We start from the raw sequence: 13030 nt of genomic DNA on the forward strand, positions 1-13030 counted from the left end.
ATAGTAAGCATATCGCTGATAACTCTATACGTTATTAATGGATCAGTACGGCGAGAAACACTACTATAAGGGTTAATAATTTTCCATCGCGTATTTTAGCATGGCTCGTGGCTTAGCCACTGGTTTGCACAATAAGCTGGCAGCATAACTCCGGACATCAAGTTTACCTGAGCTTATCTGCTTGGCCTGTTGGATGAATCGTCAATAATTTGGCTGTTATGGTTTAGGGGGAGATGTGCGAGTTAATATTTTTTCAAACGTTAATAAAATGTCGAAAGGGTCATGGTCGAACCGCGCCGGATGGGTGGGGGTCACTCTCTTGCTGTCATTATTGACGTCTCAGGCGATGGCCTTTTCGCTCGATGATGTGGCTAAACAGGCGCAGACCCTGGCGGGTAAAAGCTTCGAAGCACCGAAAAGCAACCTTCCATCGCAATTTCGCGAAATGAAATTTGCCGACTATCAGCAGATTCAGTTTAACCACGATAAGTCCTATTGGACCAAACTGAATACGCCATTCAAATTAGAGTTTTATCATCAGGGCATGTACTTCGACACGCCGGTGCAGATTAATGAAGTCACCGCGACCAGTGTTAAACCTATCAAATACAGCCCCGACTATTTCAATTTTGGAACAGTAAAGCACGATCCTGATTCCGTCAAAAATCTGGGCTTTGCCGGTTTCAAAGTGCTCTATCCGATTAATAGAGCGGATAAAAAAGATGAAATCGTCAGTATGCTCGGTGCCAGCTATTTTCGCGTGATTGGTAAAGGTCAGGTTTATGGTCTTTCTGCTCGCGGGTTGGCGATTGATACGGCCTTGGCTTCCGGTGAGGAGTTCCCGCGTTTTCGTGAGTTCTGGATTGAGCGACCAAAACCCAATGATAAGCATCTGGTGATCTATGCGTTGCTGGACTCCCCACGTGCCACCGGCGCTTATAAGTTTGTTATCTATCCGGGCCGCGATACCACCATTGATGTGCAGGCCAAAGTCTTCCTGCGCGATAAAGTGGAGAAACTGGGTATTGCACCATTAACTAGCATGTTCCTGTTTGGCCCAAGCCAACCGTCGGCGGTGCTGAACTATCGTCCGGCATTGCATGATTCCAATGGTCTTTCTATTCATGCCGGTAATGGTGAATGGATTTGGCGACCACTGAATAACCCTAAACATCTGTCGGTTAGCACCTATACGGTTGAAAATCCAAAAGGGTTTGGTCTGCTGCAACGTGGCCGCGAATTCTCGCAATATGAGGATTTAGATGACCGTTACGATCTGCGTCCAAGTGCTTGGGTTGAACCTCGTGGCGATTGGGGTAAAGGCAAAGTCGAGCTGGTGGAGATCCCTACAGCCGATGAAACCAACGATAACATCGTGGCGTTCTGGACCCCAGACGTGCTGCCAGATGCGAAGAAATCACTCGATCTGAACTATCGTCTGCACTTCACCCGTGATGAAGAGAAATTACATTCAGCTGATGTGGGCTACGTCAAACAGACCCTGCGCTCAACCGGTGATGTGAAACAGTCGAACTTGATTCGTCAACCGGACGGCAGTGTGGCTTTCTTGGTCGATTTTGTCGGTCCATCGCTGAAAGCACTGGATGAGAAAACTCCGTTGGCGTCGCAAGTCAGTATTGATGATAACGGTGAACTGATCGAAAACAGTGTGCGCTATAACCCGGTGACCAAGGGCTGGCGTTTGACACTGCGGCTGAAAGTTAAGGACGCTAAAAAGCCCATAGAGATGCGCGCAGCGCTGGTTAATGGTGATAAAACTTTGACTGAAACCTGGAGCTATCAGCTACCTGCCAATGAATAAGTCAACTCAATCCCCTGTTCAGGATTACATTGCGGAGTTGCCCCTGACTGCACAGCAGCAAGGGGTACTGCGCGCTGCTCTCCCTGAAGATATGCTACCCGATAGTCCCCCTGATGCCATGTTGCGTTTGCATCAGCAATTGGCGGCCAACAGGGTTGAAAGCACTGCTTTCAGTGCAGAGGACAGTGCATTGGCATCAGTCAATGCCCGTCTGCAAGCCGCATGGCCGGACGCCGTTAATGGCGATAACGTGCTGGGACAAGACAGCGAAGGGCGCACGGTGATTCATGCCACGCCGCCCATCAAGCGTACCAGCATGGCGCCGCAAGCCTGGCGGACTAATCCGGTCGGGCGCTTTTGGGATTCACTGCTGGGTCGCAATCCTGTTTCCCGTGCCGAGACACATGAACAGGCTGCCGCTGAGAAAAAATGGCGTAGCGTTGGTTCTCTGCGCCGCTACATATTGCTGATATTGATTGTGCTGCAAACTGCCATTGCTACCAGTTATATGAAGACTATCCTGCCTTATCAGGGCTGGGCACTACTCGATCCTTTCGAGATTTGGCAGCAGAACTGGCAGGTTTCAGTGATGCAATTGCTGCCCTATTTACTGCAAACCGGCATCCTGATCCTGTTCGCCATTCTGTTCTGCTGGGTGTCGGCGGGTTTCTGGACTGCACTGATGGGCTTCCTGCAACTGCTGATTGGCAAAGACAAATACAGCATTTCGTCCACGATTAAAGGGGATGAGGCACTCAATCCGGCTCATCGGACAGCGCTGATTATGCCGATTTGTAATGAGGACGTGGAGCGGGTGTTTGCCGGTTTGCGTGCCACTTACGAGTCTGTCGCGGCGACGGGTCAACTCGAGCACTTCGATATCTATGTGCTGAGTGACAGCTATGATCCCGATATTTGTGTCGCGGAGCAGAAAGCCTGGCTGGAGCTGTGTCGTGATGTTGAGGGCCATGGCCGCATCTTCTATCGTCGCCGTCGCCGTCGGGTGAAGCGCAAAAGCGGTAATATTGATGATTTTTGCCGTCGTTGGGGCAGCCAGTACAGCTACATGGTGATTCTGGATGCCGATAGCGTGATGAGCGGCGAGTGTTTGACGGGACTGGTGCGGCTGATGGAAGCCAATCCGAATGCCGGGATCATTCAGTCTGCGCCGAAAGCGTCTGGGATGGATACACTCTACGCCCGCATTCAGCAGTTTGCGACGCGGGTTTATGGCCCCCTGTTCACCGCCGGTTTGCACTACTGGCAGTTGGGTGAATCCCACTACTGGGGCCATAACGCCATCATCAGGGTGAAACCTTTTATTGAGCACTGTGCTTTGGCGCCGCTGCCGGGAGAGGGCTCTTTCGCCGGTTCCATCCTGTCACATGACTTTGTGGAAGCCGCTTTAATGCGCCGCGCCGGATGGGGAGTGTGGATTGCTTATGACCTGCCGGGCAGCTATGAAGAGTTGCCACCTAACTTGCTGGATGAGTTAAAACGTGACCGCCGTTGGTGTCACGGTAACCTGATGAACTTCCGCCTGTTCTTGGTAAAAGGCATGCATCCGGTTCATCGTGCGGTGTTCCTTACTGGCGTGATGTCCTATCTCTCTGCACCACTCTGGTTTATGTTTTTGGTGTTGTGTACCGCGTTACAAGCGGTGCATACCCTGATGGAACCGCAATACTTCCTGCAACCGCGTCAGCTGTTCCCGGTCTGGCCACAGTGGCGACCAGAGTTAGCCATTGGGCTGTTCTCCACCACCTTGGTCTTGCTGTTCTTGCCGAAATTACTCAGCATCATTTTGATCTGGGCCAAAGGCGCGAAAGAGTACGGCGGGGCGATTCGACTGTTGCTGTCCATGCTGTCGGAAATGTTGTTCTCGGTATTACTGGCACCAGTGCGGATGCTATTCCATACCGTATTTGTGGTTAGCGCCTTCCTCGGTTGGTCGGTGCAATGGAATTCGCCGCAGCGTGATGATGATGCCACGCCCTGGAGTGAAGCCATGGTGCGCCACGGCCCACAACTGCTGCTGGGCTTAGTCTGGGCTGGCGGTGTCGCTTGGCTGGATCTGCGCTTCCTGTGGTGGTTATCGCCAATTGTCTTCTCGCTGATTCTTTCTCCAGTGGTCTCGGTGCTCTCCAGCCGTCGTACACTGGGGCTGGCCAGTAAGCGCGCCAAGTTGTTCTTGATCCCGGAAGAGTACAATCCGCCGAAGGAGCTACTGGCGACGGAAACCTATCTGAAGCTGAACCATCAGCGGGCGCTGAGTCATGGCTTCTTGCATGCGGTGATGAATCCATCCTATAACGCCCTCGCCAGTGCCATGGCAACTGCCCGTCATCACACCCGTGCGATTATCGAGCAAGTTCGCGCCGAACGAGTCGCATCGGCGCTGGAAGCCGGACCGGATAAATTGGCTAAATCTCAGCGGTTAGAGTTGCTCAGTGACCCAGTATTGATCTCACGTCTGCACCAGCAAGTGTGGCAGCAGCCGGAGCAGTATCAAGTCTGGAGCGGTTATTATCGCCAACTGGCGCATAATAGAGAGGCGATCCCTACCGCGAAGTAACGGCAACTGAGCGATTGTCATCTGGACAAAAAGCGGGCATACATGTGTATTGCCCGCTTTTTTCTGTGAATCTAAAAGAGTGACCGCGTGAATCTCATCGTTAAACTGATACAACGCACGAATATCGTCATCCGCGCCCTCGTGCTGGGGATGGGGATTGTCCTGCTGTCCGGTTGTGGCAGCATCATTAGCCGCACTGTGCCGGGGCAGGGCCATGGGCACCAATACTATCCCGGTGTGCAGTGGGATATGAGGGATGGGATGTGGAAATACATCACGGTAATTGACGTGCCGCTGTCAATGATTGTGGATACCTTTATGCTGCCAATCGATGCCCAGCATGGGCCGTATGAATAATGTTAGGTGCCAATGCTTAGGTGCCAATGCTTAGGTGATAAAAAGATGTCAGATGAATCAATCAAATCGTCCGAGACTCATTCACCGGTATTGCCGTTAACCGCGGTGATGCGGGTCGCCAGACCCACCGATCATCTTGATACCATCAGCGAGATGTATTGTCGTGGTTTGGGATTCACTGAACTGGGCCGTTTTGCTGACCATCAGGGATTTGATGGTGTGATCCTTGGTCATCCTTACCACGCTTATCATTTAGAGTTTACGTATCACCGTGGTATCCAGGTAGGGCGAGCACCGACGCAAGATAACTTGCTGGTATTTTATTTGCCGGATGAAGCGCAGTGGGGTCGTCAGTGTCAGCAAATGCTGGCGGCAGGTTTTCTCGTGGTCGCGTCTTATAACCCTTATTGGGATATTAGCGGTAAAACCTTCGAAGATACCGATGGTTATCGGGTGGTATTGCAGCAACGGCCATGGTCGCTTTAAACATTAATACGAAATACACACCCGCTGACGGGCAGTAGCCACACACCATCCCAGCGACAGTCTTTGCAGTAAATAATAACCACTTCAATGAGTTATATAAATCCCCGTTCACTCAAAATAGCTTAAGTGAACGGGGTGGTTTTTTAGGGCAGATTTTCGGGTAGATCAATCATTATCAGGCTGCTTGCTGCCCTTGGGTGTTATTCATCAAACGACGAATAGGCACGATCAGCAAGATCAGCACGGCGGCACAAATCACCAAGGCGATTGAGCAGCGCGCAAATAGAGTAGGCAGCATATCAAGCTGATCAGCTTTAACATGACCGCCAATCAAGCCCGCCGCCAAATTACCCAGTGAACTGGCGCAGAACCACAATCCCATCACCTGACCGCGCATTCTGTCTGGTGCCAGTAATGTCATGGTCGCCAACCCAATAGGGCTGAGACACAACTCACCGAGGGTCAGTAGCAGAATACTCATCACCAGCCACAGCGGGGAAACACCTTCACCGCCACTGTTAAGCACATGCTGTGCCGCATACATCATCACGGCGAAACCGGCGGCGGCACATAAAATTCCAATAACGAATTTAGTGATGCTGCTTGGCTGGATCTTCTTCTTCGCCAGTGCAGGCCATGCCCAACTGAATACCGGCGCTAAGATAATGATGAACAGGGCATTAATTGACTGGAACCACACCGTTGGGATCTCAAATCCCATAAACATACGGTTGGTATAGTCATTGGCAAACAGGTTAAATGAGGTCGGTTTTTGTTCGAATGCTGACCAGAAGAAGGCGGCTGAAACTAACAGAATAAAGCACACCAGCAGGCGGGCGCGATCTTTACGGCTCAGCTTGGCAAAGGCGAACAGATAGACGAAATAGAGTGTCACCGAGGCGGCAATAATATAGGCCAGCAGACTGGCAACCAGCACCGGATGAATTGGAATAATCCCTTGTGAAATCATGGCGATGATTGCCACGACTAATACCATAATAGCCGCAACCCACTTGCCAACCCCTTGGCGCTTATTGGTGGGCCTATTCCAGCTGGAATCTAAACCGACTTCGGCGTCATAGCGTTTCATGGATGGGATGGCGAAGTAACGGAAAATCAGCAATGCCACCAGCATCCCGATCCCACCAATCCCAAAGCCCCAATGCCAGCCGTGAGTCTTAAGCAACCAGCCAGAAAGCAGCGGCGCAATAAACGACCCCATATTGATGCCCATGTAGAACAGTGAGAAACCGCCGTCGCGGCGAGCATCACCCGGCTTATACAGTGTCCCTACCATCACCGAAATACAGGTCTTGAACAGGCCAGTCCCGAGCACGATAAACACTAAACCGATAAAGAACAGGTCATTACCGAAGTAGGCGGATAGCGCAATCGACAGGTGACCCAGTGCAATCAGAATCGAACCATACCAGACCGCCCGTTGCTGACCGAGCCAGTTATCTGCCAGCCAACCACCGGGCAGGGCGGCCAGATACATGCTACCGGCAAAGATCCCAACAATAGCCGAGGCTTGTTCACGAGGCAGTCCCATACCACCGTCAAAAACCGTGGCGGCCATAAACAAAATTAACAGTGGGCGAATGCCGTAGAACGAGAAACGCTCCCACATTTCGGAAAGAAACAGTCCGCTAAGCGGGTAAGGGTGGCCAAAGAACGTTCGGCCACCTTCAGATTTAACAGAGGTTTGCATAAGGTCTTCCCATAGAATTTAACGCAGTAATAACGTCATTTTTTGTTTTCACTCTGGGTTATATCGTATTTTTAGATGAAAAGTCGACACTCATAACAATTATCAACCAGTTAAATCCGAATATAATTATTTTTTCAGCTTTTTCCTGTGGGATCACAGCGATGGGATTTGATGCTGAAAAAATGCAGGGAAATAGGCGGTTTTATCCCTGCGCCTAGGCTGATGTTAAGTGGTCATCGCGCAATCTTTAGTTATCTTGCGGTTGCTGAATATCACTCTGGCGGGGCTTTGCCGGATGACGTTGTAAACACCAGTAAGAGTAAAGGGCATTAAACAGCACCACCAACGCCGTGACGCAGAACACGGCGCGGAAGCCGTAACTGGCAGAGACTGCGGCCCCTAGCAGCGGGCCAGTGACATTCCCGACATCACGAAACGACTGGTTATAGCTGAAAATTCGGCCTGCCACCTGATTGGTGCAGTTATAAATCAACAGTGTTTGCACCGCTGGCAGCAGCGCACCGTCCGTTGCCCCCAATAAGAAGCGCAGAATGCCCAGTTGTAGCGGGGTTTGAACAAATGCCATCGGAATAAGTATCAGAATGGACAGTGCCAACATGGCAATCAGAATGCGCTCCGGCCCGATTTTATCGCCCAATTTCCCTAATCGAGGGGCACTGATCAGCGCGGCGACCCCCGGTACTGAGGCAATCATGCCACTGACAAAAGCCAGATTGTGAATATCACCCGCCAGCTCGCGGACATAGAGCGTCAGGATAGGCGCAATGGATCCGGTGGCAATCTGGATAATCATGGTGGTAATAAATAGGCAGAAAATTAACTTAGGATTTTTCAGCGAGTTAAAGACTTGTCGCCCGCTGAGCATATCTTTTTTCAACACTGGCGCGAATTGCTCTTTGACATAGAGCAAAGTCATCACAAAACAGGCAAATAACACCCCCGCGGTAATAAAGAACACTGGGCGCAAACCGTAGTTATCCGCCAATAGGCCGCCAATCAGTGGCCCAATTAATGCACCACTCACCCCACCAGTTGAGAGGGTACCCAACGCCCAGCCACTTCTGTTGCGCGGCACTTGGGTGGCGATCAGCGCATTGGCATTCGGAATAAAGCCACCCAGCAAGCCCAGCAGCGCGCGCAGCGCCAAGAATTGCCAGATATTTTGCGCCATCCCCATCAATACCATCACAATCCCCATGCCTAACGCGGAGCGCAACAGCATCACTTTACGGCCTTTACGGTCGGCAAGGCTCCCCCAGAAAGGGGCGGCGATGGCAGAAAACAGGAAGGTGATACTGAACACCAGCCCAGACCACATATTCAGTGACTGATGACCGCTCACGCCCAACTCTTCCACATAAAGTGGTAGGAATGGCATGATCAAGCTAAAGGCCGCGCCAGTTAGAAAGCAGCCAAGCCAGGTGACAAAGAGGTTTCGCTTCCAATTAACAGGTTGTCGAGCCGGGGTCATAATCTACCGAATAAGCAAGTGACTGATTTTAAATAAGCAGGCCGCTTTGCATCTCTTTATTCGTCGGTTGGGGCGTTCGAAGGGGCAAAGCGCAAGAAGAAAACAGTTAGCTTGGTAAGTATGCGCTTTTGGGAGATTGACATCAATAAGATGAATATTAGTTTTTATTAAAATGGAAGGGGAGTTTGAAATGCTGGAATATGCTTATTCATTTTGGCGATAATGCTGAGTTAACGCCCTCGCTAGCAGTTATAAATAGGTCGCCAATATGAAAAACCACTCCCGAAATGCGCGGAGTGGCTCAATATCACCGCAAAGGGTTTAGCGGTAAGCTTCGTTTTTGGTAATAGAGTAACGACCGCTACCCAGCAGCATGATGGCCACGCCACCCAAGAAATACATGGCTTCGTTTTCCAGACCCCATGCACCCACCTGAGTCAGGGTAAAGAATTTACCTGTACCGACCATCAATACCGCCACCAGTAAGTTAACTGCATAAATAAATGCCGCAGGACGGGTAAACAGGCCAAGAATGATCAGCAGTGGGGTAATGATTTCGCCAATGTAAACGCCATAAGCAACAAAACCGGGAATGCCTTGAGCTTGCAAAGATGCCGCGATCCAACTGGTGCCGTGCTGAATTTTTGCTACACCGTGGAACAACATAAGAATACCGAACGTCAGGCGTAATAAGAGTTTGCCGCCGTCTGGATGATTGGTTATGCGTGTGAACCAGAGATTTAAACTTGCCAACATGGGTATATCCTTCTTAATTGAAGTTGCAGCATTGTGAGCTGCTCTTGTTTACCCGAATCACTTACTGTTACTTGCATAAGCTCAGGGGGGATTCTTTCGTTTGCTGCTGACCTGCAACCCCAATTACTTTGGATATACATCCCTATTAAGAAAATAACCATATAATAACTAGGATTAATTACTTTTAATTATCTGTCAGATAGATACTACATTTCTAGCGGATAATACTGACAGACTATATCAAAAAAACTGATATAAACTAATTCTCATTATCATTCGTGTTATGACTTTTCAGAATAAGGCATGTCACTCATAGAGCGAAGGTGCACCCTCTGGGCGGGTTTTAAACCGTCGGTGCAACCACATATATTGGTCTGTGGCTTGGATAATCTCTTTTTCGATCACTTTATTCATAAACGCCGCCGCAGCTATTTCATTTTCCAGCGGGAAGTCTTCTACCGCGGGTTGCAACATCAGCTGATAGCCTCTGCCATCCGATAAGCGCCGTGGTGTAAAGGGAATAATTGCCGGTTTGCCCATGCGCACCAGTAGGTAAGTCCCAGTCGTCGTGGCGGCTTGCTCGACGGCAAACAGTGGCACAAAGACACTGCTGCGCGGGCCGTAATCGTGATCCGGCGCATACCAGATAATCTCGCCCTGTTTTAGGCTACGAATCATCCCTTTCAGATCTTTGCGGTCCAGCATGGCCTTATTTGAGCGCATCCGGCCCCATGTCTGCATCCAATCCATGGCTTTATTATCGTGGGGGCGATAGACGCCAATCCCCGGATTGTAGATCCCGAAGATACGCGCACCCAGCTCCAGAGTCAGAAAATGCAAGCCAATCAGCAGCACACCTTTGCCTTCATCGCGGGCTTGCTGGATATGCTCTAGCCCGCTGACACTGCACCAGCGCTCAATGCGCCAGTTTGGCCAAAACCATGCCATGCCGGTTTCAAATAGCCCCATCCCGACCGATTCAAAATTCTTCACCAGCAGCTCATCACGTTCTGCTTGCGGCATATTGGGGAAGCAGAGCTCCAGATTGCGCTGGGTTATCTGTTTGCGCCGTTTGAGAAAACGCATAGAAAAGCGGCCAAGGGAGGTGCCCATGACATAGATAACCGGGTAGGGGAGCAGCACTAACAGGTAGAGAATACCGAGGCCGAGCCAGGTCAGCCAATAACGAGGGTGCAGCAGTGAGCGATCAAAAGAAGGAACTTGCATATCTGTTCTCAGCGTCATTGTTATTTATTCGGACAGTTAACAATTAGTCTTGATGGCGGACATAGTGTGCATTAGCGAATCGCGATGGGCAGTCCATGCCGACCTGTTTAGCTGTCTCATCAGTGGTTTAAGATAGACTATTGTGGCATTTTTAGTGTATTACGGGAAAAAAGACCGCACCAAAAAACCATTTTTATGCCATTTCGTTGAATATTCCGACAGGTTAATCATAGCTATGAACGTAAAATAACCTAAATTCCATACACCTACTTTATCGGACTCAGCAGACTGACTAACTCTGCGAGGCTATTCACCGCCATCTTCTCCATCACTTTAGCCCGATGCACTTCTACTGTTCTGACTGACACACAGGCTTTATCAGCGATGTCGCGGTTAATCAAACCCTGCATAACCCATTGCGCAATCATCTGTTCTCGTGATGTAAGGGTGGCATAGCGCAATTCAACCTGTCGACGGGCAGTTAACTGCTCGGATTGCCGAAAACCCTGCTGCAAGGCAGCAATCAAGGGGACCGTCGCCACCGGTTTTTGTAAGAAATCCACCGCCCCCAGTTTCATCTGCTCAACCGCTTGCGGCACCTCGCCATGGGCAGTCAGGAAGATCACCGCTAGCGTGCTCTCTACTTGGCGCATCTGGGTATAAACCTCGGTGCCATCCAGCAATGGCATACGGATATCCAGCAGCAATACGCCGGGCTGATGTAAATCAGCTTGTGCCAGAAAACGCTCGCCGTCGTGCCACACCTTCACTTTGTAGCCAAGGCTCTCCAGCAAAAAGCGGCAGGCGTCGGTGACGGCAATATCGTCATCCACCAGATGAATTAGTGACAAAAGTCAGCTCCTTACTTGGGTTAAGTGGCAATGTCAGGGTCACTTGCAGCCCCATTTTACCATTGATAGCCAGATGATTAAGCAGGGTCAGATGACCGCCTTGACTGCCTATCAATCGCTGGCAAATCACCAATCCCAGCCCCAGTCCATCACTTTTGGTTGAGCGGAAGGGGATAAAGGGCTGGCTAAGTTGTTCCGCACCTAAGCCGCCGGCATCATCTTGCAATATCAGGGTGACCACGCCCGCCTGCTGAAAGGCACTGCAGGTTAACTGACGCGCGCCCGCCTGCAAACTATTGGTGATCAGGTTGCATAACACTTGATCGAGCAAGGTGGGCGGCAGATGCAGCGTCAATGCGTTGTCGATATCCAGCTGTAACTGACAGGGTGGTTGATGGCGCTCGGCTCCCAATAACTGCCAGATATGGCTCAGCAACGCATGCAGCGGTTGGTCGATGGCTGAATGATTGGCCGCCGAATTTGGCGCAGGTTGTTTCCCGACCCACAAGCGCAGATTGGCAATGGTATCAGCCCCGCGCTGGGCCTGATGGCTGATTTGCCCGAGAATCGGCAGCAAGGGATGATCCGCTCGTTCTCGCTGCAAGCGGATCGCGCAGCCTTCGGCATAGTGTTGAATGGCACTGAGCGGCTGGTTCAATTCATGGGCAAAGCCTGAGGCCATCTCGCCCAAGATACTCAGGCGCTGCGCCTGCTCCAATGCGATCTCCCGGCTTCTCAACTGTTGATGTAATTGCTCCAACTGGCGACTGCGGCGACGGACCAAAAAAGCCACCCAGATATGATTAGCCCCAAGTAGCAGTAAAATCAGCCCAATCGCGGCGATCAATAATCGGTGTTGCTGCGCCCAATCGGTCATCTGCTGCCAAATCTGCGGTTGTTGCGGGTGTTGATTGACTGAGCGCAGCAAGCTTTCCACTTGGCTGGTGGAGGAGGCCGCGCCCCACTGTGGATTTTTGCTGCTATCGGGGCTGAGTAAAATCCGCGTGACACTGTCGGCAAGTTTATCAGGCACTTGGGATAACGCGGCAAATGACCAATTAGGGTATAACTCGGTGCTGGTCAGGCAGGGAATGGCGGTCTGCTTTGCCAGCAATGGGCGAAAATCAGCCGCATGCACCAACCCCTCGGCCTGCATATCCTCCAACAAGCAAGTGGGGACAATGGCGGCGGAGATGGCACGATCGCGCAGCAGATAGATCAACGCATCCACCGGGAAGCCCGAAAAATGTAACTGAAAGTCCTGCTCAGGTTGAAGCCCTGCATCACGCAAGGCTTTGTAGCCCAAGAGATAACCGCCAAACGCATCGGGTGAAACTGCGCCGACCCCTTTGCCCATCAAGCCTTGCGGGCTATGGATATCACTGTCAGCGCGCACCAGAATCACACTGCCAATCACATTGCGGCTGGTGCTGTCCGGTTCATGGCTGGAGCGCAACGACACTAACCAGCGCAGAGGGTAGCGGTTATCAATTTGCACGTATTGTGCTGGATTGGTGAGCAGAAAATCGATGCGGTTCTGCGCCACGGCGGTTTTCATCGCATTCAAATCCAGCGGCAACAACTGAAAGTGTTGATCCGGCAACTGCTGATTCAGCCGATCGGCCAGCGGTTGCCAATGGGCCTGCGCCTGCGCATCGCCGCGCAAGGCCAAAACGCCGATAGTCCAATCACGAGCATGAGCGGCTGAAATGCACAAATAGAGCAAGATCGCCAGCACTCTGAAATACATGCA

Annotated in this window: 10 protein-coding genes; 4 read left to right on the plus strand and 6 right to left on the minus strand. The window is 51.1% G+C overall.

Features of this window, described 5'->3' with window-relative positions; translation table 11 throughout:
- Positions 1-346 precede the first annotated feature (346 nt).
- From ACZ76_RS16900 to ACZ76_RS16915, 4 genes are all read left to right on the plus strand, one after another.
- Entirely contained in the window at positions 347-1822 is a 1476-nt protein-coding gene (locus tag ACZ76_RS16900; RefSeq protein WP_374700768.1) for a glucan biosynthesis protein G, read from the plus strand.
- Positions 1815-4397 (plus strand): glucans biosynthesis glucosyltransferase MdoH, encoded by a 2583-nt coding sequence (mdoH, locus tag ACZ76_RS16905; protein WP_048619952.1) that lies wholly within the window; start codon positions 1815-1817, stop codon positions 4395-4397. The genes ACZ76_RS16900 and mdoH overlap by 8 nt, the downstream gene beginning before the upstream one ends.
- A gap of 150 nt (positions 4398-4547) precedes the next feature.
- The gene (locus ACZ76_RS16910) at positions 4548-4754 is read left to right on the plus strand and encodes a YceK/YidQ family lipoprotein (protein WP_235428232.1); all 207 of its coding nucleotides are present in this window, start codon (positions 4548-4550) and stop codon (positions 4752-4754) included.
- Positions 4755-4799: 45 nt separating this feature from the next.
- A complete protein-coding gene (locus tag ACZ76_RS16915) occupies positions 4800-5240 on the plus strand; it encodes a VOC family protein (RefSeq protein ID WP_048619953.1) in 441 nt (146 codons plus the stop codon).
- 175 nt (positions 5241-5415) lie between these two features.
- Here the strand turns inward: ACZ76_RS16915 and ACZ76_RS16920 are convergent, their stop codons facing one another.
- From ACZ76_RS16920 to ttrS, 6 genes are all read right to left on the minus strand, one after another.
- On the minus strand, positions 5416-6951 hold the full coding sequence (locus ACZ76_RS16920; protein WP_048619954.1) for a peptide MFS transporter: 1536 nt from the start codon (positions 6949-6951) through the stop codon (positions 5416-5418).
- Positions 6952-7198: 247 nt separating this feature from the next.
- On the minus strand, positions 7199-8443 hold the full coding sequence (gene mdtG, locus ACZ76_RS16925) for a multidrug efflux MFS transporter MdtG (protein WP_048619955.1): 1245 nt from the start codon (positions 8441-8443) through the stop codon (positions 7199-7201).
- 321 nt (positions 8444-8764) lie between these two features.
- Entirely contained in the window at positions 8765-9199 is a 435-nt protein-coding gene (locus ACZ76_RS16930) for a DoxX family protein (protein ID WP_048619956.1), read from the minus strand.
- 306 nt (positions 9200-9505) lie between these two features.
- Positions 9506-10426, minus strand: a complete 921-nt coding sequence (locus tag ACZ76_RS16935) for a Kdo(2)-lipid IV(A) acyltransferase (RefSeq protein ID WP_048619957.1) — start codon at positions 10424-10426, stop codon at positions 9506-9508.
- A 266-nt stretch (positions 10427-10692) separates the two neighbouring features.
- Positions 10693-11277, minus strand: a complete 585-nt coding sequence (gene ttrR, locus ACZ76_RS16940) for a tetrathionate respiration response regulator TtrR (protein WP_048619958.1) — start codon at positions 11275-11277, stop codon at positions 10693-10695.
- Positions 11252-13027, minus strand: a complete 1776-nt coding sequence (ttrS, locus tag ACZ76_RS16945) for a tetrathionate respiration histidine kinase TtrS (RefSeq protein ID WP_048619959.1) — start codon at positions 13025-13027, stop codon at positions 11252-11254. Before ttrS ends, ttrR begins: the two co-directional genes overlap by 26 nt.
- Positions 13028-13030 lie beyond the last annotated feature (3 nt).

Origin of the sequence: Yersinia aleksiciae (genome assembly GCF_001047675.1) — a bacterium.
Classification (GTDB): Bacteria; Pseudomonadota; Gammaproteobacteria; order Enterobacterales; family Enterobacteriaceae; genus Yersinia; species Yersinia aleksiciae.

Excerpts from the sequence above, each read along its gene's own strand:
- ACZ76_RS16915 (WP_048619953.1), top strand. The coding sequence starts at position 4,800 with ATGTCAGATGAATCAATCAAATCGTCCGAGACTCATTCACCGGTATTG.
- ACZ76_RS16900 (WP_374700768.1), top strand. The coding sequence starts at position 347 with ATGGCCTTTTCGCTCGATGATGTGGCTAAACAGGCGCAGACCCTGGCG.
- ACZ76_RS16910 (WP_235428232.1), top strand. The coding sequence starts at position 4,548 with ATGGGGATTGTCCTGCTGTCCGGTTGTGGCAGCATCATTAGCCGCACT.
- ACZ76_RS16930 (WP_048619956.1), bottom strand. The coding sequence starts at position 9,199 with ATGTTGGCAAGTTTAAATCTCTGGTTCACACGCATAACCAATCATCCA.
- ttrS (WP_048619959.1), bottom strand. The coding sequence starts at position 13,027 with ATGTATTTCAGAGTGCTGGCGATCTTGCTCTATTTGTGCATTTCAGCC.
- ACZ76_RS16935 (WP_048619957.1), bottom strand. The coding sequence starts at position 10,426 with ATGCAAGTTCCTTCTTTTGATCGCTCACTGCTGCACCCTCGTTATTGG.
- ACZ76_RS16920 (WP_048619954.1), bottom strand. The coding sequence starts at position 6,951 with ATGCAAACCTCTGTTAAATCTGAAGGTGGCCGAACGTTCTTTGGCCAC.
- mdtG (WP_048619955.1), bottom strand. The coding sequence starts at position 8,443 with ATGACCCCGGCTCGACAACCTGTTAATTGGAAGCGAAACCTCTTTGTC.
- mdoH (WP_048619952.1), top strand. The coding sequence starts at position 1,815 with ATGAATAAGTCAACTCAATCCCCTGTTCAGGATTACATTGCGGAGTTG.